Here is a 21959-nt window from a genome sequence, read left to right on the forward strand (position 1 = left end):
GAACGGTGGCGGGGGAAACCTCGTGCAGCAGGTTAATCCGTGGGTCCAGGGTTCGAGTCCCTGTGGGGGCACCACGCAGCGATGTCCGAAGATGGTTGTAGACCACTCCCATGACGCCGCGAAACGATGACGTCCTCAGCGGGGGCGCTGGCAAGGAATGCGGCACGTGTCACGAGACCAAGTCGCTCACGGAGTTCAATCGCAAGCGGCGGCGTCCGGATGGCCTTCAGGAGACGTGCCGCGAATGCAACCGCGCGTCTTCGCGGCGTTACTACGCGGCGAATCGTGAACGACATGTGCGCGTTGTCGTCGCTCGCACGGCGAGGCGTCGGATCGAGGCGAAAGAGCATCTGCTCGCCTACCTGCGTTCTCATCCGTGCGTGGACTGCGGGATCGGCGACATTCGGGTTCTCGATTTCGACCACAGGCCCCAGAGCTCCAAGCGCAAGCACGTCATGCAGCTGGTCACAGAGGGATTCAGTATCTGGATCATTCAGGACGAAGTCGACAAGTGCGATGTGAGGTGCCGTAACTGCCACGCGATTCGCCACCCTCGAAAGGGCACCGCAGAACTGGCGTTCGCGTGCGGAACGACACGGATGACGCGACGAGGCCGCCGACGCGCAGTGCGCCGGCGGCCCCGACCGGGGGTGATCGAAACGATCAGTTGGTGGGCATGAGCACCGAGTCGATCAGGTACACCGTGGCGTTGGCGGTCTGGACGCCACCGCAGATGACCTTGGCGCCGTTGACCATGATGTTGTCGCCCGAGCCGGTGACGGTGACGTCGCCGCCCTCGACGGTCTTGTGGGTGCCGTCGATCTCCGACGGGGCGAGCTGGCCGGGAACCACGTGGTACGTGAGGATCTTGGTCAGCGTGGCGCTGTCGGTCTTCAGGGAGTCGATCGTGGCGGCGTCGATCTTGGCGAACGCGTCATCGACGGGCGCGAAGACCGTGAACTGGCTGCCGTTGAGCGTGTCGACCAGGTTTACGTCGGGGTTCAGCTGGCCGCTGACTGCGGCGACGAGCGTCTTCAGCAGCGGGTTGTTCGAGGCGGCCGTGGCGACGGGGGCCTGCGACATCCCCTCGACGGAGCCGGAGCCGGACGGGACAGCCTCGGCGTAGGCGGCGCAGCCCGGGCCGACGAGGTTGGCGGCGGGGTCCATGGTCGACGGAGACGGAGCCATCGACTGCGTCTCTTCGCTCATCGCGGGGGGCGTGGTCGCCGAGGTCGACGACGAACCCATCGAACATGCCGACAGGGCGAAAGCGCCGGCGAGGGTGAGCGTCAGAGCGGCAGTGATCTTCTTCGTCTTGCTGAGCATGATGTCCTCCATGTGAGCGGAATGGTTAGTCCTGCCGAGCCGCGTGGTGCGGTCTCGACAGGTCCTTCGGAGCCCGAGAGATATCGGATGGGAGAAAGTTCGGATCCGTTCGACCTGGTCCGAGATCAATCCGATCGGTCGCGGACGCCGAACAACGGTCGGGCTCCGAGAATCTGCCGGCAGACGGGCGCTCAGCGCCGGGAGGTGCGGTCGTAGCACACGCGGTCTTTCCGCGCCACCCGCGCGCGGGCTGCACGACAGGAGGACGGTGATACGGCATGCTGAGAGAGATGGTCATCGACGGTGTGGACGTACCCGAGGATTCGCCGGCACGCGATCACGCCGGGGAGCTTCTGGTGCGCGTCGCCGCGGGCGACCGCGCCGCGTTCGGACAGCTCTACGACATGCTCGCGCCGCGCGCGTTCGGACTCATCCTGCGCGTGCTCGTGAACCGTGCGCTCAGCGAAGAAGTGCTCCAGGACGTGTTTCTCGAGGTGTGGCAATCCGCTTCGGGCTTCGCTCCGAACAAGGGACAGGGACGGTCCTGGGTCCTCACCATCGCCCACCGTCGCGCCGTCGACCGGGTGCGTTCCACACGCGCCAGCACCGAGCGCGACGAGAAGGCGGGACTGCGCGAACTGAACAGCGGCCAGGACAGCGTCGACGATCAGGTCGCCCTGCGTATCGAAAGCAGGCGCGTCGCCCGAGCGATGGACGCACTTCCCGATGCGCAGCGCGAAGCACTGCTGCTGTCGTATGTCGGGGGATATTCTCAGAGCGAGATCGCCGCACTGGTGGGATCGCCCCTGGGGACGATCAAAACAAGAATGCGCGACGGTTTGTCGCGCCTGAGGCAGGAGATGGGGGTGACGTCATGAACGACCGCGAGTACCGAGACATCGGAGCAGACGAGTTTGCCGAGCTCTCGGCAGGGCACGCGCTGAACGCGCTGTCGCTCGACGACGAGCGCGCCTATCAGGCTGCCCTGGCCGCGCACCCCGAGTGGGAACAGGTCGCCCGCCTCGACGCGGCCACCATCGACGTCCTGGCCGACGGCATCCCGCCCGTCGCTCCGCCGATGGACCTCCGCTCGCGACTGATGCGGGCGATCGACACCGACGAGTCGCCGACCGCAGCGGATGCCGCGGCATCCGCCGTCGAGGAGGAGGAGCGCGCCGAAACCGCTCCGGTCGCGCCGCCGACAGAAGTGGTGCAGGCGGTGCAGCGTCGAAACTGGACGCGCGGACTTTTCGCTCTCGTCGCCTCGGTCGCACTGCTCGTCGCAATAGGGTGGGGCACCGGAGCCCTGACCAACCTGTGGCGTACGCCGGCCGCGGTGACCGCGCTGGAGCAGATCCAGTCGGCCCCCGACGCCTCGTCGGCGCAGGTCAGCTTCCAGGGCGGCGAGGCCACGGCGCACTGGTCGGCCAGTGTCGGCAAAGTGGTGCTGGTCGCCGACGGGTTGCCCGAGCTGCCGAACGATCGCACCTTCGAACTGTGGTTCGTGCGCGGAACCCAGCCGATCGCGGCGGGCACCTTCGACGCGTCCGGCTCGGTGACCACCGCGGAGCTCAGCGGGACGATGCAGCCCGGCGACACCATCGCCGTGACCATCGAACAGGCCGGAGGCTCGCCCGACGGCAATCCGACCACCAAGCCCATCATCGCCATCCCGACCACCGCCTGAGCCCACCGCTGCGGCCGCCGGTAGCCTGGAACGATGAGCGACGAGCCCCGGGACTATCACCGCCCCGTCCATCGGCCGGCGGACACGTTCGACCGTCGGTTCGGCTCCACCGACCCGGCCGACGTGTCGCGGATCGCGCACGCCACGGCATCCGCCCTGATCACGCGCGTGCGCGACGAGCCCACGGATGCCGTCGTCGAGCGGTTGATCACGTTCACCGACGCCCACGGCCTCGAGACCGTCGCTGAGCTGTGGTCGCACTCCCCGGCGAAGTCGCTGCCCGGGACGCTGTGGCGTCTCTACCTGCTGCAGCTGATGGTGCGCGACGATGCCGCGACCGCCGCCCTGCTGTACGAGCGGGGGCGCACGGTGCTGCGCTCGGTCGACGATGTCGTCGCGGGAGCTCCGACACCGGCCGGGCCGGAGGAGCTGATGACGCTGGTCGACGAGATCCTGCGCGGCGTGTTCACCGGCGACTTCGCCGTCGCCCTGGAACGCGCCGCCTCGTTCTGCCGCGTCGAGGCCGCCGGCGCCGCGGACCTCGCCGACGACTACGACGACACCGAACCGAACCGTGCGAGTACGTTCACCACCCGGGCGCTGCGTCTGGACACCTACGCGGGCGATCTCACGGCGTGCGCCGGGCTGTGGCGGCGCGACGCGCTGACCTGACCGGGCGTGCGGCGTCGCGTGGGGCGCGGGGCGTGGGGCGTTTCGACTCGCTGCGCTCGCTCAACGACCGGGAGCCTGTCGCGCATCTTCGATCGTTGAGCGAGGAGCGCAGTGACCGGGGCGGGCGCCTCACCCGGTCGTTGAGCGAGGAGCGCAGTGACGAGTCGAAACGGAGCGTTCGGACGTCCGGGCAGAGAAGTGCCGGGCCGCAGAACGCCTCTCGGCGCGAGGCCGCTCGGAGCGGCGAAAGATGGAGCCCGGGGTTACTGCGGCCCGGCTGTTCCAGTGTAACGGACCGCCTCTGCGAGCTATTCCCGCGGTCTAGGCTCGGGTCATGGCTTGGCACTTCGCGTTGATGATCGACCCCGCCGACAGTGGCGATACTCGCTCCGATTTCGCGGGCACGTTCACCGAGGTCGATCCGGCCGCCCCCGCACTGACCGTCGGGGAGCTCAGCACTCAGCGCGGCGACGGCATCTTCGAATCGATCGGGGTCGTCGACGGTCACGCGCAGGAGGTGGAGGCGCACCTGTCACGTCTCGCGCACTCCGCCCAGCTGTGCGATTTGCCGCATCCCCACCTCGAGCAGTGGCGTCAGGCGGTCGCCCTCGCCGCCGCCGCGTGCGGTGCAGGGGAGGCCGTGATCAAGCTCATCCTGAGTCGAGGGATCGAACACGGACCGACCCCGACCGCCTGGGTGACGGCGGCGCCTGCCACTGATTTCTCGGCGGCGCGCACGCGCGGCATCCGCGTCGTCACGCTGGATCGCGGGTACACGCTCGACACGCCCGCGCGAGCGCCGTGGCTGCTGCTGGGAGCGAAGACGCTGTCGTATGCCGTGAACATGGCTGCCCTGCGCGAAGCGCACCGTCGCGGTGCGGACGACGCGATCTTCATCACGAGCGACGGCTTCGTGCTCGAGGCGCCCACCGCCTCATTGATCCTTCGCCGCGGCAACAGCTTCGTCACGCCCGCGCCGAACGCCGGCATCCTGCATGGGACCACGCAGCTCAGCCTGTTCGAGCACCTCGAGGCGCGCGGATTCGAGACCGGCTACGAGACGATCCCCGTATCGGAACTGCAGACGGCCGACGCCGCGTGGCTCGTGTCGAGCGTGCGCCTCGCCGCGCCGGTCACGGCGGTCGACGAGCGCGAACTCGCGGGGGATGCCGCCCTCACGGCATCCATGAACGCGTACCTCCTGAGCCCGCGCGACTGACGCCCCCGCGACTGACGCGCACGCCGGCCCGCGTCCTCGCGGCATGACGGATGCCGAACTGCGAGGCGTCGGCGGCGACACGCCGCCCGTGGCCGTCGGTAACCGGCGTGTCGAGTTCTGCGCCTTGCAGTTGCGTCGCGAGCAGAGGAGGCGAGGAGCGGAGCGGCGGCGGGGAGGCGGGCGTCAGATGGTGACCCGGGGCGCCTGCGCGAGCGTCGCGAGCATGCCGACGATCGCGGCTTCGACGAGATCCCAGTCGTGCACGATGAGGGCATAGTCGAATCGCAACGTCACCAGGCCCCAGGCGGCCGCGTTGGCATCGCGCACGAGGTCCTTATGGCGGTGCGACGGACCATCGTGATTGTCGACGCCATCCGCTTCGATGAGAAGTCGGTCCCCGATCAGCAGGTCGACCCGCCCGACGCCGACGACAGTGCGCTGGGTCTGCACCCGCAGGTCGAGGCGGCGAAGGCGCCAGCGCAGCAGCGACTCCAGCCCGCTGTCGGCATCGTGGCGGGCGAGGGCGAGAGCTTCGCGCCCCGCGGCATCGACCCGCTCGTGCAGCCACCGCCGACCATCGTCATCGATGAGACCGAGTCGCAGCGCCGATTCGAGCACGACGAAGAACTCTTCGACGCCGTGGCACCGCTGGATCTGCAGCAGGACGCGCGGCACGGACGCGCTCGTCCCGGCGCGCCCGAGGGGGCCGTCATCCCAGTGTTCGACACAGCCGCATCCGCGGGGATGGTAGGTCCGCTGTCCGTCGCAGAGCCACACGTGCGTCCGCGCATCGTCGGTCAGAACCCAGAGCCCCAGGTGCCGAGCCGCAGTGACGCAGGCGAACCGTCCGCCGTGGGCGCCTATGTCTCGGGCAGCGTCGCAGGCAGCGACAGTCGTGTAGACGCCTCGGCGGCATCGGTGGAACGTACCCGCGCTGATGTGTTGTCGCAACTGGCTTCGCAACAAGCCGCAGCGCAGGAGAGCGCCGGTAGTGAAGACGGCCTGGGACGCATCGCACATGGCGACACCCTGCACAGTTCGCACGCGCATGACCGCTCGGTTCTCGGCATCCGTGGACAAATCCGCACACCGCACGGCCTGTGCAGGACGAGTTGCCGACGGTCGCCGCGTGCCGAACGGCAAGGCCCGTCAGGCGACACGCCGGGCGGATGCCGCCGCGCGCGGCGTGTCGTTACGAAACCCTTGCAGTTCGGTTGCGGTGGCCGTTCTCCGCCGGGCGATTCAGCCGAAGCGGCCGGAGACGTAGTCCTCGGTCGCCTGCACGGACGGGGCCGTGAAGATGGTGTCGGTGTTGTCGTACTCGATGAGCTTTCCGGGCTTGCCGGTGCCGGCGATGTTGAAGAACGCCGTCTTGTCGGACACACGCGATGCCTGCTGCATGTTGTGCGTCACGATGACGATCGTGTACTCCGTCTTCAGCTCCTGGATGAGCTCCTCGATCGCGAACGTCGAGATCGGGTCCAGGGCCGAGCACGGCTCGTCCATCAGCAGCACGTCGGGGGAGACCGCGATCGCGCGCGCGATGCACAAGCGCTGCTGCTGCCCGCCCGACAGGCCCGCACCGGGCTTGTCGAGGCGGTCCTTGACCTCGTTCCAGAGGTTTGCGCCCTGCAGCGAGCGTTCGACGAGGGCGTCGGCGTCGCTCTTGGAGATGCGCTTGTTGTTGAGCTTCACGCCGGCCAGCACGTTCTCCTTGATCGACATGGTCGGGAACGGGTTCGCCCGCTGGAACACCATGCCGACGTGACGACGCACGAGCACGGGGTCCACGCCGCTGCCGTACAGGTCATCGCCGTCGACGAGGACCTTGCCTTCGACTCGGGCGCCGGGGATGACCTCGTGCATGCGGTTGAGCGTGCGCAGGAACGTGGACTTGCCGCAGCCGGACGGCCCGATGAACGCCGTGACGGCGCGGGGTTCGATCTCCATGGAGACGCCCTCCACGGCGAGGAAATCGCCGTAGTAGACGTTGAGGTTTTCGACTTCGATGCGCTTGGACACAGGGGCCTTCCTTGCTTAGCGTGCCTTCGGCGCGAAGACCATCGCGACGATCCGGGCGATCAGGTTGAAGATGACGACGAGGATGACCAGCAGCAGCGCCGCGCCCCAGGCCTGGGCCTGAGAGGCGTCGATGTCCTGCCCCGGGAAACTGTAGGCCGTGTAGGCCATGACCGGCAGGGTCTGCATCGCACCGTTGAACGGGTCGGAGTTGAAGTTGTCGGTGAAGCTCGCGGCGATGAAGATCGGCGCCGTCTCGCCGATGACACGGGCCACGGCGAGCACGACGCCGGTGATGATGCCGCTGGCGGCGGTGCGCAGGACCACCTTGATGATCGTGATCGATCGCGGCACGCCGAGGGCGAACGACGCCTCGCGGAGGTCGGCGGGCACCAGGCGCAGCATCTCCTCGGTGGAGCGGATCACGATCGGGATCATCAGCACCGACAGGGCGATGGATGCCGAGAAGCCGCTGAACGCCTTGGGGCCGACGATCAGGGCGAAGAGCGAGAAGGCGAACAGACCGGCGACGATCGAGGGAATGCCCGTCATCACGTCGACCAGGAACGTGATCGTGCGCCGCAGAGGGTTCTTCGGCTGCGCGTACTCGACGAGGTAGACCGCCGCGAGGATGCCGATCGGCACCGAGATCAGCGCCGCGATCCCCGTGATGATCAGCGTTCCGACGATGGCCTGCAGCGCGCCAGGGGTCGAGACGACGGCCAGGGTGTTGGGGTCGAACGCCGTCCCGCCCACCTTGGTGATGAAGTCCCACGACATGACGCCCATGCCCTTGGAGAACACGGTCCACAGCGTCGAGATGAGCGGTGCCACGGCCAGGACGAAGGCCACGGTGACCAGGCCGCGCACGACGCGGTCGGTCGACTTGCGCCTGCCTTCGACGATCGCCGAGAACACGCCGATGGCGAGCAGGTAGACGATCGCGCTGAGGATGAGCCAGGTCGCGACGTTGAAGCCGCCGAGCACGAGCTGCAGGGCGGCGATAACCGCGAGGGAGACGACGAGCACGATGGGCTCGATGAACCGCGGGAGCTGACCGCTGGTGAGCGACAGCGGCGGCGTGGAGGTCGTGGCCACGGGGGTGGTGAGCTCGCTCACGAGCGCTTTCCTCTCTTGCGGCCCTTCGCGCCGGGCCCCGTGGCCGCGATGATGTAGCGGGCCAGCATGTTCACGGCGAGGGAGATGACGAACAGCATCAGACCGGTGCCGATCAGCGCGGAGCGCTGCAGGTCGGTGGCGATCGGGAAGTTGAGCGCGATGTTGGCGGCGATCGTCTGCGAGTTGTAGCCGTCGGTGAGCAGGGCCACCGAGAAGATGAGGCTCGGCGAGACGATCAGGGCGATCGCCATCGTCTCACCCAGCGCACGGCCGAGCCCGAGCAGTGTGGCCGAGACCATGCCGCTGCGGGCGTAGGGGAGCACCGCGAGGCGCACCATCTCCCATCGCGTCGCGCCGAGGGCGAGGGCCGCCTCCTCGTGCAGACGCGGCGTCTGCAGGAAGATCTCGCGCGTGATGGAGGTGACGATCGGAAGGATCATCACGGCGAGCACGACCCCACCGGCGAGCATCGTGGAGCCGGTGCTGGACACCGGACCCCGGAACAGGGGGATCCAGCCGAAGTACTGGTTGAGGAAGTCGGCGAGCGGCAGCAGCAGCGGGCGCATCACGATGATGCCCCAGAGGCCGAAGACGATGGAGGGCACGGCGGCGAGCAGGTCGATGATGTAGCCGAGCAACCCGGCGATGCGTCGCGGTGCGTAGTGCGAGATGAACAGGGCGATGCCGATGGCGACAGGTGTGCCGAGGACCATGGCGATCAGAGCAGCCCAGATGCTTCCCCACAGCAGCGGTGCGACGTAGTCCCAGAAGCTGGACCAGTCGGCGTTCTGGTATCCGGCGAGATCGCCCTGCGACCAGTTGGCGGTGATGGCCGGAAGGCCCTTGAGGATGAGGAAGATCGCGACGCCCGCGAGGATGATCATGATCGACACGGCGGCCGCGGTCGACAGACCCAGGAACACCGAGTCGCCGGCGCGACGCTTGCCGACGATGTTGGATGCCGGCTTGTGCGCGGGTGCGGTCTTGACGTCAGCCATGACGGCCCTCCGGGTCGGGCAGGGTCATGTGTTCTCCTCGGGTCGGGATCGCTGAGTCCGGGTGTGTGTCCGACTCAGCAGGGTCGTCGATCGCGGATCGACGACCCTGCTCAGCCAGGTCCGGTCTGCGCAGCGTGAGCCGCGCAGACCGGACCGGGACGAGGTGTTACTTGATCGCGGCGAGCGTCTTCGCAGCGGCTGCGAGGACGGAGGCCGGCAGCGGCGCGGAGCCGGCGTTCTTCTCGGCCACCGACTGGCCGAGCGAGCTGGTCACGAAGCCGAGGTAGGACTTCACGAGCTCGGCCTGCTTGGCATCCTTGAACGTGGAGCAGATGACCGCGTAGGAGACCAGCGGGATCGGGTACGTGTCAGCCGTCAGCTTGGAGTAGTCGAACTTCTTCGACAGGTCTCCCGGAACACCGTTGGAGGCCTCGACAGCGGCGACGTCGAACGTCTTCGAGACCGCGTCACCGCTGAACGCGATCGCGGTGCCGTTGGTGAGGATCGACGCGGCGTTCAGCGAGCCGATGGCGGAGTGGTCGGCGTAGCCGATGGTGCCGGAGCCGGCCTTGACGGCCTCGACGACACCCGAGCCGCCCTTCTGCTTCGAAACGTTGCCCTGAACCGGCCAGTCCTTGCCCGCGGGGAAGGTCCACACCGACGACTGGGTCGCGGCGAGGTAGTTGGTGAAGTTCTGGGTCGTGCCGGAGCCGTCCGAGCGCGCCACGGTGGTGATCGCGCCAGCCGGCAGCGCCGTGCCGTTGTCCTTGGTGATGGCCGGGTCGGACCAGTCGGTGATCTGCAGCGCGAAGATCTTCGCGATCGTCTCGCCGCTCAGCTGCAGCTTGGTGACGCCGGGGATGTTGAAGACGATCGCGACACCGTCGAGGTAGATCGGGATGTTCACGGCACCGTCGGTGCACAGCGCCTTCGACTGAGCCGTCTGGTCGGCGTTGAGGGGCGAGTCCGAACCCGCGAAGTCGTACGCGCCGCTGAGGAAGTTCGTGACGCCGCCGCCCGAGCCCTGCGACTTGTCGTAGTTGATCTTCACGTTCTTGGCGGTCGCGTTGTACGCGGTCGTCCAGGCCTGCTGCGCGTTGGACTGGGCGCTCGATCCGCCGGCGGTGATGGTGCCGCTGAGGCTGGGGTCGATCTGGAAGGCGACGTCCGAGCTGGTGGCGGTCGGGCTCGCGCTCTCGGCCGGCGTGTTGCTGCCGGACGACGCGCAGCCCGTGAGGGCGAGGGCGGCGACGGCCGCGATGGCGCCCAGCTGGGCGATACGGGTGAGCTTCACTGTGAATCCTTCACGTTGTTCGGGAATTGCGGGCCCGGTGCAGGGCACGTCCCGACGCTAGACAGCGACTCTTACCGGCCGGCGGTGCAGAGGTGAACGAGAGGTTAACGATCGCGAGCGATCGCGTGCGGAACTCGGGCCGCAGGGGCATCGGTTCCCCGTTGGTTAACGTGACACGCCTACGATGTCGGCCATGGGTACGACGAGCAAGAGCGAACGCGCCGCGCGCGATGCCATCACCGACGCTTCCGCGGCGGCCAAGACGGCGGCCAAGACGGCCAAGAACCTCCCGAAGAGGCTGGCGGCCGGGCTCGAGGAGTACATCGAGGAGGCACGCGACGCCGCCGATGTGTCGAAGAAGAAGCTGCGTCGGAAGCCCCGCACGGTGACGAAGCACGCGGAACGCGCGGTGCGGCGCCTGGAACGCGCCGTCGCGAAGGCCGTCGCCGCCGCCGATCGCAAGGCGCGGCTGCGAGCCGAGGCGCGCCGTGCGGCGCAGGAGGCGGAGGCGTCCGCTGCGCGCGCCGCGGCCGAGGTCGCGGAGGCGAAGGCCCTCAAGAAGGCCGCGCGCCTTGCGGAGGCCGCCGCCGCTCGTGCTGAGCTCGACGCGCGTGCGGCCGACGAGGCGCTCGCCGCCGAGCTCGCCGTTCCCACGGACAACGCCGCGCCGCAGTCCGCGGCCGACGATGCGGACCTGACCGCGCTCACCGTCGCACAGCTGCGCGAACGAGCGCGCGCCACGGGTCGGACAGGCTACTCACGCCTGACGAAAGCTCAGCTGATCGACTTGCTCTCCTGACGTGGACGATTCACCTCGAGCGGTCCTCGGTCGCGCGGATGCCGCGGCCCCGGCCCGCACCCTGCTGGACGTGCTGCGCGCCACGGCGCGCGCGTTTCCCGAAGCCTCCGCGATCGACGACGGATCGGGCGCGCTGAGCTACCGCGAGCTGTTGGCGCGGGTCGGCGCCACGGCGGCGCGCCTGCACGAGGCGGGCGTCCGACGCGGTGATCGCATCGAGGTGCGGATGCCGTCGGGGTCGAAGGAGCTGTACATCGCGATCCTCGGCATCCTCGCCGCCGGCGCGGCGTACGTGCCCGTTGACGCGGACGACCCCGACGAACGCGCACAGCTCGTGTTCGGGGAAGCGGCCGTGCGCGGCGTCATCACCGGGACGGGCACGTACGCTCCGGCATCCGGAGAAGCCGTCCTGAACAAGGGATTGTTCGACGGCGAGGCGCCGCACCCCGCGACACAGGCGATCGTGGCGGTGCCTCCGCCGAACGTCGATGACGACGCCTGGATCATCTTCACGTCCGGCTCGACGGGGGTGCCCAAGGGCGTTGCGGTCACTCACCGCGCGGCGGCCGCCTTCGTCGATGCCGAGGCCCGACTGTTCGTTCCCCACGCGCCGCTGGGTCCCGACGACCGTGTGCTCGCCGGGCTGTCGGTCGCCTTCGACGCCTCGTGCGAGGAGATGTGGCTCGCCTGGCGTCACGGTGCGTGTCTCGTCCCGGCCCCACGATCGCTCGTGCGCTCCGGCGAGGATCTCGCACCATGGCTGTTGCGCCAGGGCATCACGGTTGTCTCTACGGTGCCCACCCTGGCCGCGATGTGGCCGGCGGAGTCCATCGAGAATGTGCGCCTGCTCATCTTCGGCGGCGAGGCGTGCCCGCCCGAGCTCGCCGCTCGCCTGGTCGCCGAGGGACGCGAGGTGTGGAACACGTACGGCCCCACCGAAGCGACTGTCGTGGCGTGCGCGGCTCCGCTCGACGGGTCGGTGCCGGTGCGCATCGGCCTTCCGCTGGACGGGTGGACGCTTGCGGTGGTCGATGGCGACGGACAGCTCGTCGGTGAGGGAGGCGTCGGCGAGCTGATCATCGGCGGCGTGGGTCTCGCGCGCTACCTCGACCCGGCGAAGGATGCCGAGAAGTACGCCCCCTTCCCGACACTCGGCTGGGACCGCGCCTATCGTTCGGGCGACCTCGTCCGTTTCGAGTCCGAAGGCCTCGTCTTCCAGGGCCGCGCCGACGATCAGGTGAAGGTCGGCGGACGACGCATCGAACTCGGTGAGGTGGAGGCCGCCCTGCAGGATCTGCCCGGCGTCACCGGCGCCGCGGCCGCCGTGCGCACCACCGAGGCGGGGGTGCCCGTTCTCGTCGGCTACCTCGCGGCGCCTGCAGACTTCGACCGTCTCGCGGCGCGGGCGGATCTGGCGGCGCGTCTGCCGGCTCCCATGGTGCCGCTGCTGGCCGTGGTCGACGAGCTGCCCGTGCGAACGTCGGGCAAGGTCGACCGCGCCGCCCTGCCGTGGCCGCTGCCGAACGTGGAGCTTCCGGCATCCGATCTCTCACCGGGGGAGGCGTGGCTCGCCCAGCAGTGGCACGCGGTACTCGGCATGCCGGTCGTCGACCGCAAGACCGACTTCTTCGATCTCGGCGGCGGGTCACTCGCCGCGGCGCAGCTCGTGTCCCGCATCCGCACGCGCGTGCCCGAGTTCTCCGTCGCCGACATCTACGACGTGCCGCGACTGGGGGCGATGGCTAAAGCCCTCGGCACCGGTCTGCAGGAGGATGCCCCTGCCACCTTCCACCGTCCGGAGCCGACGCCGCGACGGGCCCAGTGGGCGCAGACGCTGCTCGCGGTGCCGCTGTTCATCCTCTCCGGCATCCGGTGGATGCTCTACCTGCTCACGGCATCCGCCGTCCTGCGGCTCTTCCCCGGGTTCGACGTGCTGCCCGAAGCACCACTTCCCCTTCTTGCCGTCGGACTGCTCGTGTTCGCGACGCCGTTCGGGCGCATGGCGATCGCAGCGGCATCCGCCCGACTGCTGTTGAGGGGCGTGCGACCGGGCGACTATCCGCGCGGCGGCTGGGTGCACATCCGGCTGTGGTTGGCAGAGCAGATCGCCGACCAGGTGGATGCCGTGGGGCTGGCCGGAGCGCCGTGGGTCAGCTACTACGCCCGTGCCCTCGGCGCCCGCATCGGCACCGGTGTCGACCTGCATGCGCTGCCGCCCATCACCGGCATGCTCGAGATCGGAGACGGTGCCGCGATCGAACCCGAGGTGGATCTGTCGGGGTACTGGATCGACGGTGATGTCGTCCGTATCGGCGCCATCCGCATCGGCGCCGGCGCCACCGTGGGCTCGCGCAGCACGCTCGCTCCCGGCACCCGCATCGGCCGCCGCGCCGAGATCGCGCCCGGCTCCGCCGTCTTCGGACGGGTGCGCGCCGACCAGACCTGGGCCGGCTCGCCGGCGGTCCGCGTGGGCGGGAAGTCCGCGAAGTGGCCGGCCGAGCGGGCGCCCGCGCCCACCCGCTGGCTCTGGGCGTACGCCGCCTCCGCGCTCGCCCTCGCGCTGCTGCCGCTGGTGGCGTTCGCCGCGGGCGCGCTCGTCGTTGCCCGCGGCATCGCCGGCGCGGCCTCGCTCCTCGAGGCGCTCGGCGGGGCGATGGCATGGCTCGTTCCCGGCGTCGTGGTCGCGGGCGTCGTCTTCGCCGGTGTCGTCGTCGTGACGGTTCGCCTGCTCTCGATCGGGCTGAACGAGGGCGTGCATCCGGTGCGCAGCCGGGTCGGCTGGCAGGCGTGGACCATCGAGCGCCTGCTGGACTCGGCGCGAACGATCCTGTTCCCGCTGTACTCGAGTCTGTTCACTCCCGTATGGCTGCGCCTGCTCGGCGCGCAGGTCGGCCGTGATGTCGAAGCCTCCACGGTGCTGCTCCTTCCGTCGCTGACCCGCATCGAAGACGGCGCCTTCCTCGCCGACGACACCATGGTGGCTTCCTACGAGCTGCACGGCGGCTGGATGCGCCTCGGGCCGGTGCGCATCGGCAAGCGCGCCTTCCTCGGCAATTCCGGGATGGCGGCGCCCGGACACCGCGTTCCGCGGGACGGACTCGTCGCGGTGCTCTCGGCGGCACCGGTCAAGGCCAAACCGGGCTCATCGTGGCTCGGATCACCCGCCGTGCGCCTCCGGCGCCGCTCCGCCGAAGGCGACGAGTCCCGCACGTATCAGCCGCCGGTGCGCCTGCGCGTCGCCCGGGCGCTGTGGGAGCTCGGACGATTCGTGCCGGTCGTGGTCACGTGTGCGCTGGGCCTGGTCGTCGTCGTGACGCTCGCCGCGCTGATCGACGTCGTCGGACTCGGCGGCGCGATCCTGCTGTCGGGAATCGTCATGCTCGCCGTCGGCGCGGTCGCCGCCGCGATCTCCACCGCGGCGAAATGGCTGATCGTCGGTCCGATCCGCGCGGGCGAACAGCCGCTGTGGTCGAGCTTCGTCTGGCGCACCGAGGTCTCCGACACCTTCACCGAGATGGTCGCAGCCCCCTGGTTCGCCCGGGCGGCGGCGGGGACTCCCGCGCTGGCCGTCTGGCTGCGTTCGCTGGGTTCCACCGTCGGTCGCGGCGTCTGGTGCGACAGCTACTGGTTGCCGGAGCCCGATCTGGTCACCTTGGGGGACGGATCGACGGTCAATCGGGGATGCGTCGTGCAGACGCACCTGTTCCATGATCGAATCATGAGCATGGACACCGTCGAACTCGAGGCCGGAGCCACGCTCGGCCCCCACAGTGTCATCCTCCCCGCCGCCCGCATCGCCGCCCACGCGACCGTGGGCCCGGCATCCCTCGTGATGCGCGGCGAGACGGTTCCCCTCGGCTCGCGGTGGAGCGGCAACCCCATCGGCCCCTGGCACGCGGTCAAGGTGCGCGCCTACCAGTCCACCTCGTGAGCGGGCACGACCCGTACGCGCCCGAAAGCGGCGATCCTTCGTTCGACGTCGACTCGTACGACGTGGAGATCGACTATCGCGTGCGCACCAACCGCCTCGAGGGGCGGGCGACGCTCAACGCCGTGGCGGCCATCGCGGTGTCGGCCGTGAGTGTCGACCTCGTGGGCCTGCGTGCGACGAGGGTGCGGGTCGACGGCGATCGGCGCACCCGGTTCTCGCAGGGCCCGCGGAAGCTGCGGGTCACGCTGCCGCATCGGCTGCAGCCGGGGGAGCGGTTCTCCATCGAGATCGTCTATGCCGGCGCGCCCGCACCGCGTCGTTCCCGCTGGGGCACGATCGGGTGGGAGGAGCTCGAGGACGGCGCCCTGGTGGCGTCGCAGCCGACCGGCGCTCCGACGTGGTTCCCCTGCAACGACCGCCCCGACGCGCGCGCGCCGATGCGTCTGTCGGTGACGACGGATGCCGGGTACCTGCCGGTCCTCACCGGCCGCCCGACCGGCACGACGACGGCGGGCGGTCGGGTCACGGTGACGTCCGAGTCGACCGTGCCCGTGGCCACGTACCTCGTCGCGGTGCACGTCGGCCCCTACGAGCAGACCGCGCTCGAAGGCGGCGAGGGTGTGCGCGTGTTCGCTCCGGCGGAACTGCGCCGCGACGTGACGCGGGCGTTCGCCGACGTTCCGCGCATGCTGGCACTGTTCGACGACTCCTTCGGGCCGTATCCGCAGGAAGCCTGCACACTTGTCGTGACACCGGACGAGCTGGAGATCCCGCTCGAGGCGCAGGGGCTCGCGGTCTTCGGCAGCAACCATCTGGTCCCCGACGAGCAGCGGCTGATCGCGCACGAGCTCGCCCACCAGTGGTTCGGCAACAGCGTCGGCATCGGCCGCTGGCAGGACATCTGGCTCAACGAGGGCTTCGCCTGCTTCGCCGAGTGGCTCTGGTTCGAGCGCTCCGGCGCGGCGAGCGTCGCCGAGAAGGCGGCGAAGCACCACGCTCGTCTGCGGGCGCTGCCGCAGGACCTCGTGCTGTCCGACCCAGGTCCGGACCTGATGTTCGACGACCGGGTCTACAAGCGCGGCGCCCTCACCCTGTATGCCCTGCGATGCGCTGTCGGCACTGCGGTGTTCACACGGGTGCTGCACGAATGGGTGGCGACCTACCGGCACGCCCTCGCGACGACCGACGATTTCCGCGCGCTGGCCGCCCGCGTCGCCGGTCGCGACCTCGACGACGTCTTCACGCCGTGGCTCGACCGCGTCGAGCTGCCCCCGCTGCCGCGCCCGTAGCGGTCACGAGAGCGGCAGCCCCGCCTCATCTGGCGCTCATCGGCACCGTGTCGACCACCGTGTCGACCACTGCGGCAGAGAGGAGGATCCCCGGCGGGCCGTCGAGATCCAACCCGTGAACGGTCGTCGCCACCCCGGGAACATCGGCGAACCAGTGAGCCCCGTCGGCAGACTCCTCGAGCGCGACGGATGCCGCGTCGATCCGCAGTCCCGTGCCGACGGCCTTCAGCGCGGCCTCGACCCTCACCCACCGGCGCACCCCACCCGGAACACCGCCGGCGGCTTCGCGGACCGTGTCGTGGAGCGGTTCCGCGTCGATGGCGAAGCCCCCACCGGCGCCCGGCACAACGCCGACCACAGCGAAACGCCCGCCGTAGGTCACCCCCGCTCGCCACGCGGCATCCTCCACCCGCACCGGGCCATGCGGGCCCCCGCACTGCGGACACGGGTTCGTCAGTCGCACCTCCGCCACCGCTTCCGCGCGCAGAAGGTCGCGGGTCAGCCCCCACGCCACCGCCCGTCGGCCGTCGCGTGAGGCGGGGGCCGGCGCCCAGGCGAGGCGGAGCCCCTCCACCATCTACAGCTTCGGCTCGTGCGTCTCGATCGCGATGATGCCCGAGCCGGGGTTCGTAGCCGACAGGTGTACGACCGAGAAGGCTCCCGTCTCCAGCGCGGAGGCGCTGCCGAGATACGACCCGTGGAGCGTGCCCGTTGCCAGTGCCAGCTCCGCCATGATCCCGGGAAGCACCGGACCGTGGCTGCAGAGCACGGCGGGTTTGCGGGAACGCACGCGTCGTCCGATCACCGCGCGCACATCCGATGTCCCGTCCTCCCACGCGTCCTGACTGAGCGCGCTCGTGCGATGGATCTTCTTGCCGAGGGCGGCGGCCAGCGGCGTCACGGTCGTCACGCAACGCACCGCGTCGCTCGAGACGATCTTGCGCACTCCGAACGCCCGGAGCGGTCCCACGGCGGCGGCGGCCTGCTTCGCTCCGCGCGTGGTGAGCGGTCGCGCGGCATCCGTGCCGTCCCAGTCCGCCCGGTCCAGCGCTTTCGCGTGACGCAGCACCACGATCGGGAAGGTCGCCAGCACGCCGTCGTCGACGTAGCGCAGGAACTCCTCCATGATCTCCACGTCGACCGGATACGACAGCTTGGCGAGCGCCTTGCGCGGCGAGAGCCACTCGATCGCGGCGATCTCCTTGTTGGGGACGAACGCGGACGCGCGGATCGCGGCATCCGTCGCCTCGGCCGACCAGTAGTGGACGATCTTCTGCCGCTTGTTGGGCATCCGGTAGCGCGAGACGCTGACGGGGATGCCGAGGGCCACCTGGATGCCGGTCTCCTCGAAGATCTCGCGCACGGCGGTCTCGGCCAGGCTCTCTCCGGGATCGACCTTGCCCTTCGGGATCGTCACATCGGCGTAGGCCGTGCGGTGGATCACGAGGACGCGGAGTTTGCCGTCGACGACGCGCCACACCACGCCACCGGCTGCGTAGACGGCAGTCTCGGTCATCGCACCGCCCGAGCCCGACGTCGGCGCTGCACCTGCGCCATCGTGCGGTCCTGCAGGTCGACGAGAGGCTTGCCGTCGGCATTCGTGCTGTGGCGCTTCCACTCGCCGCTGTCCTCGAGGTGCCACGAGCTCGTCTCGTCGCTCATCGCGAGGTCGAACAGATCGACGAGCTCCTTGATCTGCGCAGGCGCCACCACGCGCACGAGCGCTTCGACGCGGCGGTCGAGGTTGCGGTGCATCATGTCGGCGCTGCCGATGAACACCTGAGGATCGCCGGCGCCGGCGAAGGCGAAGATCCGCGAGTGCTCGAGGTAGCGGCCCAGGATCGAGCGCACGGTGATGTTGTCGCTCACGCCCGCCAGACCGACCTTCAAGGAGCAGATGCCGCGCACCCACACGTCGACGCGGACACCGGCCTGGCTCGCCCGGTAGAGGGCGTCGATGATCTGCTCGTCCACCATCGAGTTGACCTTGATGCGGATGTGTGCCGGCTTGCCCTCCAGGGCGTGGCGGCGCTCGTTCTCGATCTGACGCAGCAGCCCCTTGCGCAGGTGCAACGGTGCCACCAGCAGGCGCTTGAACTTCTTCTCGATCGCGTAGCCGCTGAGCTCGTTGAACAGGCGTGTGAGGTCGCGGCCCACCTGCTCGTCGGCGGTGAACAGGCCGAAGTCCTCGTAGATGCGGCTGGTCTTGGGGTTGTAATTGCCGGTGCCGATGTGGCTGTAGCTGCGCAGCATGCCGTCTTCCTCGCGGATCACGTGCAGCAGCTTGCAGTGCGTCTTGAGGCCGACCAGGCCGTACACGACGTGGACGCCGGCCTTCTCGAGCTTGCGCGCCCAGACGATGTTCGCGGCTTCGTCGAAGCGCGCCTTGACCTCCACGAGGGCGAGCACCTGCTTGCCGCGCTCGGCGGCGTCGATGAGCGCCTGGACGATGGGGCTGTCGCCCGAGGTGCGGTAGAGCGTCTGTTTGATGGCGAGCACGTGCGGGTCGCGCGCGGCCTGTTCGAGGAAGTTCACGACGCTCGTCGTGAACGACTCGTACGGGTGGTGCACGAGCACGTCGCCCTTGCGGATCGCGGCGAACAGATCGGCGCGCCCGTTCTGTTCGGCGGGCTGGAAGGCCGGAGCCGTGGTCGGCACGTGCGCCGGATAGTGCAGCTCTGGACGGTCGATGCGAGACAGGTCGAACAGACCCCGCAGGTCGAGTGGGCCGGGGAGGCGGTAGACCTCCTGCTCGGTGATGTCGAGTTCGGCGATCAGCAGGTCGAGGGTGACGTCGTCCATGTCCTCGGTGACTTCGAGACGGATCGGCGGGCCGAACCGGCGTCGCAGCAGCTCGGCCTCGAGCGCCTGGATGAGGTTCTCGGTCTCGTCCTCCTCGATCACCACGTCCTCGTTGCGGGTGAGGCGGAACGTGTGGTGCTCGAGGATCTCCATCCCCGGGAACAGGTCGCCCAGATGGTTGGCGATGAGTTGCTCGAGCGGCAGGTATCGCGCCCGTCCGGCGTCTCCCGGCACGGCGACGAAGCGCGGGAGCATGGGCGGCACCTTCAGGCGCGCGAACTCCTGACGACCCGTCTTCGCGTTGCGGATGCGGATCGCGAGGTTCAGCGAGAGTCCGGAGATGTAGGGGAAAGGGTGCGCCGGGTCCACCGCGAGCGGCATCAGCACCGGGAACACCTGGGACTGGAAGTACTCGGAGAGCTCGTTGCGGTCATCGACCGACAGGTCGTCCCAGGAGACCACCTCGATGCCGGCCGCGGCGAGGGCCGGCTGGACCACGTCGAGCCAGGCGTTCGCCTGACGCAGCTGCAGGGCGTGGGCAGCGTCGGAGATGTCGGCGAGCACGTCTTGGGGGGCGCGACCGACGTTCGTCGGCACGGCGAGACCGGTGACGATACGGCGCTTCAGACCGGCCACGCGCACCATGAAGAACTCGTCGAGGTTGCTGGCGAAGATCGCGAGGAAGTTGGCGCGCTCGAGGACCGGCAACGACGGGTCTTCCGCGAGCTCCAGCACCCGCTGGTTGAACGCGAGCCAGCTGAGCTCGCGGTCCATGTAGCGGTGCTCGGGAAGCTGGGCGTCGCCGGCTTCGACCATCTCGTCGAAGTCGTCGTCGTCCTCGTCGCCCAGCCCGGTGTCCAGAACGTCGGTGTCGATCATTCCCTCATCATGTCAGTGCCAGGTGACCGCCGCGTTAACCGCGTCGTCGCCGCCCGGCCCGACAGTCGTCATCACGCCTGGCTCGCCTCGCGGGAGGTCGGGATCTGGTCGTCCTCGTACACGTTGAACCGGTACCCCACGTTGCGCACGGTGCCGATGAGCTGTTCGAGGTCGCCGAGCTTGGCGCGCAGGCGTCGCACGTGCACGTCGACCGTCCTCGTGCCGCCGAAGTAGTCGTAACCCCACACCTCGCTCAGCAGCTGCTCTCGCGTGAACACACGCGACGGATGCGTCGCGAAGAAGTGGAGGAGCTGGAACTCCTTGTAGGTGAGATCCAGAGGCTTGCCGTGCACCTTGGCCGAGTAGGACGATTCATCGATCGTGATACCGGAGGTCTGAATGCGGCTGGAGACCTGGGATGCGGATTGGCGTCCGACCGCCAGCCGGATGCGCGCGTCGACCTCGGCGGGGCCGGCACCGACGAGGATCACGTCGTCGATGCCCCAGTCCGTCGACACCGCGGTGAGGCCCCCCTCGGTCACGACGAGCACCAGCGGTGCGTCCAGGCCCGTCGTGTTGAGGATCTTGCACAGCGACTTCGCCCCGACCAGGTCGGCGCGGGCGTCGACGAAGATGACATCCGAGCTCGGCGCGTTCACGAGCTGGGCCGGCTCGGCGGGAATCTGCCGGACGCGATGGCTGAGCAGCTCGAGCGCAGGCAGGATGGGGCCCCCGCCCGGGGCGGAACTCAAGACGAGAAGCTGAGCCAATGGGGGTCCCTTCCGGTTCGGATGCCCCCGAACCGTGCCCCCATCTTAGAACCCGCTCGCACAGGCGCCGTGCGCGGGTGGCTCGGCCGACGTGCGCGGAGTGCGCGCGTCGGTGACAATGGGAGGATGACGCTTCCTGGATTGGCGCCCCGCGCCGAGTACGGCGGCATCGTCGGAGTCTGGGCCGCCGGCGCGGTGATCGCGATCGTGATCGGCGTCGTCGCTCCGGGCGAGTGGCGCGCCGCATGGATGCCGGTGGGCATGGCCGCCTGCCTCATCCTCGCCTTCGTCGTGCAACTGGTGCAGGGACACTCGCAGGGCTTCGTGCGTCGGGTGGCGCTGAGCACTCTCGGTGCGTTCGTGGTGATGGGCCTGATCGGGCTCGGTCTCGGACTCTCCAGCATGTTCGCGTGACGGTAGAGTGAGGACATGGACCTGCTCGCGCTCGAACTCTTCTTCGTCGGGTTGCTCGCGCTCGCCTCGCTCGCGATCGTCTTCGTGTCGGGTGTCGTGATCAAGAACCTCTACCGCGGCCAGCGCTGATCGGCATGATCGACCTGCCGACCGACCTGCCGGCCGATCTCGTTCCGCTCTCGTGGCTGCTCGGCGTCTGGGAAGGCACCGGCGTCATCGACTATGAGGCCGACGGTGTCGCCTTCCGCGGCGAGTTCGCCCATCGGGTGAGCTTCAGCCATCACGGCGGCGACTACGTCAACTACGCGGCGAACGCCTGGTTCGTCGCCGATGACGAGTCCCGCACCCCTCTCGTGGCCGAGACCGGGTACTGGCGCCTCGCTCGCCCGCTCGAGCAGGCCGACGCCGGCCCGGCACTGCTGCCGCCGTCGGCGGTACGCGACGCCTCGCGCACGGCCGACGACGTCGAGGCTCTTCGCAATGCGGAGGGCGGCTTCGATCTCGAGGTCGCCATCGTCCACTCCGACGGCATCAGCGAGCTCTACGTGGGGCAGGTGCGCGGTCCGCGCATCGACCTGGCGACGGATGCCGTGGTGCGCCCCGCGAGTGCGAAGGTCTACACCGCGGCGACCCGGATGTACGGCCTCGTCGACGGTCATCTGCTCTGGGCATGGGACATCGCCGCGCTCGGCGGCGAACTCGGTTCGCACGCGTCGGCGCGACTGGCGCGGGCCGAGTGAG

At 69.3% G+C, this 21959-nt stretch carries 20 protein-coding genes; 10 read left to right on the forward strand and 10 right to left on the reverse strand.

Annotation, left to right across the window (positions count from 1 at the left end; genetic code table 11):
• The first annotated feature begins 110 nt into the window (after positions 1-110).
• Positions 111-680 carry a hypothetical protein gene (locus AS96_RS15235; protein WP_155947527.1) on the forward strand — a complete coding sequence of 190 codons (570 nt, stop codon included), beginning with the start codon at positions 111-113 and terminating at the stop codon, positions 678-680.
• Here the strand turns inward: AS96_RS15235 and AS96_RS05040 are convergent.
• A complete protein-coding gene (locus AS96_RS05040; RefSeq protein WP_005051175.1) occupies positions 664-1326 on the reverse strand; it encodes a fasciclin domain-containing protein in 663 nt (220 codons plus the stop codon). The genes AS96_RS15235 and AS96_RS05040 overlap by 17 nt on opposite strands.
• 278 nt (positions 1327-1604) lie before the next feature.
• Here AS96_RS05040 and sigK point away from each other — a divergent pair, with 278 nt between their 5' ends.
• From sigK to AS96_RS05060, 4 genes are all read left to right on the forward strand, one after another.
• Entirely contained in the window at positions 1605-2204 is a 600-nt protein-coding gene (gene sigK / locus AS96_RS05045; RefSeq protein WP_016464474.1) for an ECF RNA polymerase sigma factor SigK, read from the forward strand.
• Positions 2201-3013 (forward strand): anti-sigma factor, encoded by an 813-nt coding sequence (locus tag AS96_RS05050; RefSeq protein WP_051498756.1) that lies wholly within the window; start codon positions 2201-2203, stop codon positions 3011-3013. Before sigK ends, AS96_RS05050 begins: the two co-directional genes overlap by 4 nt.
• Before the next feature lie 33 nt (positions 3014-3046).
• Entirely contained in the window at positions 3047-3685 is a 639-nt protein-coding gene (locus AS96_RS05055) for a hypothetical protein (RefSeq protein WP_036286340.1), read from the forward strand.
• A gap of 334 nt (positions 3686-4019) precedes the next feature.
• Complete coding sequence (locus tag AS96_RS05060) at positions 4020-4904, forward strand: aminodeoxychorismate lyase (protein ID WP_036286343.1); 885 nt, start codon at positions 4020-4022, stop codon at positions 4902-4904.
• A gap of 183 nt (positions 4905-5087) precedes the next feature.
• Here AS96_RS05060 and AS96_RS15650 read toward each other — a convergent pair whose 3' ends face one another.
• From AS96_RS15650 to AS96_RS05085, 5 genes are all read right to left on the reverse strand, one after another.
• Positions 5088-5579, reverse strand: coding sequence for a DUF559 domain-containing protein (locus AS96_RS15650; protein WP_016464478.1), 492 nt, complete (start codon positions 5577-5579; stop codon positions 5088-5090).
• A gap of 567 nt (positions 5580-6146) precedes the next feature.
• A complete protein-coding gene (gene pstB / locus AS96_RS05070; protein ID WP_005051164.1) occupies positions 6147-6926 on the reverse strand; it encodes a phosphate ABC transporter ATP-binding protein PstB in 780 nt (259 codons plus the stop codon).
• A gap of 15 nt (positions 6927-6941) precedes the next feature.
• Complete coding sequence (gene pstA / locus AS96_RS05075; RefSeq protein WP_036286345.1) at positions 6942-8042, reverse strand: phosphate ABC transporter permease PstA; 1101 nt, start codon at positions 8040-8042, stop codon at positions 6942-6944.
• Entirely contained in the window at positions 8039-9040 is a 1002-nt protein-coding gene (gene pstC, locus AS96_RS05080) for a phosphate ABC transporter permease subunit PstC (RefSeq protein WP_036286347.1), read from the reverse strand. The genes pstA and pstC overlap by 4 nt, the downstream gene beginning before the upstream one ends.
• Positions 9041-9206: 166 nt before the next feature.
• Entirely contained in the window at positions 9207-10334 is a 1128-nt protein-coding gene (locus AS96_RS05085; protein WP_005051159.1) for a phosphate ABC transporter substrate-binding protein PstS, read from the reverse strand.
• A gap of 193 nt (positions 10335-10527) precedes the next feature.
• On the opposite strand from AS96_RS05085, the gene AS96_RS05090 reads away from it, so the two are divergent.
• The 3 genes from AS96_RS05090 to AS96_RS05100 are packed head-to-tail and all read left to right on the forward strand — an operon-like array spanning position 10528 to position 16353.
• Positions 10528-11133, forward strand: a complete 606-nt coding sequence (locus tag AS96_RS05090) for a hypothetical protein (RefSeq protein ID WP_231477116.1) — start codon at positions 10528-10530, stop codon at positions 11131-11133.
• Position 11134: 1 nt separating this feature from the next.
• Positions 11135-15064, forward strand: a complete 3930-nt coding sequence (locus AS96_RS05095; RefSeq protein ID WP_036286353.1) for a Pls/PosA family non-ribosomal peptide synthetase — start codon at positions 11135-11137, stop codon at positions 15062-15064.
• Positions 15061-16353, forward strand: coding sequence for a M1 family metallopeptidase (locus tag AS96_RS05100; RefSeq protein WP_036286356.1), 1293 nt, complete (start codon positions 15061-15063; stop codon positions 16351-16353). The genes AS96_RS05095 and AS96_RS05100 overlap by 4 nt, the downstream gene beginning before the upstream one ends.
• A 25-nt stretch (positions 16354-16378) precedes the next feature.
• Here AS96_RS05100 and AS96_RS05105 read toward each other — a convergent pair whose 3' ends face one another.
• From AS96_RS05105 to AS96_RS05120, 4 genes are all read right to left on the reverse strand, one after another.
• A complete protein-coding gene (locus AS96_RS05105) occupies positions 16379-16927 on the reverse strand; it encodes a hypothetical protein (RefSeq protein WP_036286464.1) in 549 nt (182 codons plus the stop codon).
• Positions 16928-16930: 3 nt separating this feature from the next.
• Entirely contained in the window at positions 16931-17869 is a 939-nt protein-coding gene (locus AS96_RS05110; RefSeq protein ID WP_036286359.1) for an NUDIX hydrolase, read from the reverse strand.
• On the reverse strand, positions 17866-20034 hold the full coding sequence (locus AS96_RS05115; RefSeq protein ID WP_036286362.1) for an RNA degradosome polyphosphate kinase: 2169 nt from the start codon (positions 20032-20034) through the stop codon (positions 17866-17868). Before AS96_RS05115 ends, AS96_RS05110 begins: the two co-directional genes overlap by 4 nt.
• A 71-nt stretch (positions 20035-20105) precedes the next feature.
• Positions 20106-20804, reverse strand: coding sequence for a response regulator transcription factor (locus AS96_RS05120; protein ID WP_036286365.1), 699 nt, complete (start codon positions 20802-20804; stop codon positions 20106-20108).
• Between the two features lie 126 nt (positions 20805-20930).
• Here AS96_RS05120 and AS96_RS05125 point away from each other — a divergent pair, with 126 nt between their 5' ends.
• Together AS96_RS05125 and AS96_RS05135 are read left to right on the forward strand one after the other, a co-directional pair.
• Positions 20931-21218 (forward strand): hypothetical protein, encoded by a 288-nt coding sequence (locus AS96_RS05125; protein ID WP_005051143.1) that lies wholly within the window; start codon positions 20931-20933, stop codon positions 21216-21218.
• A gap of 134 nt (positions 21219-21352) precedes the next feature.
• The gene (locus AS96_RS05135) at positions 21353-21958 is read left to right on the forward strand and encodes an FABP family protein (RefSeq protein WP_036286367.1); all 606 of its coding nucleotides are present in this window, start codon (positions 21353-21355) and stop codon (positions 21956-21958) included.
• Position 21959 lies beyond the last annotated feature (1 nt).

Source organism: Microbacterium sp. MRS-1, assembly GCF_000585455.1.
Taxonomy (GTDB): domain Bacteria; phylum Actinomycetota; class Actinomycetes; order Actinomycetales; family Microbacteriaceae; genus Microbacterium; species Microbacterium laevaniformans.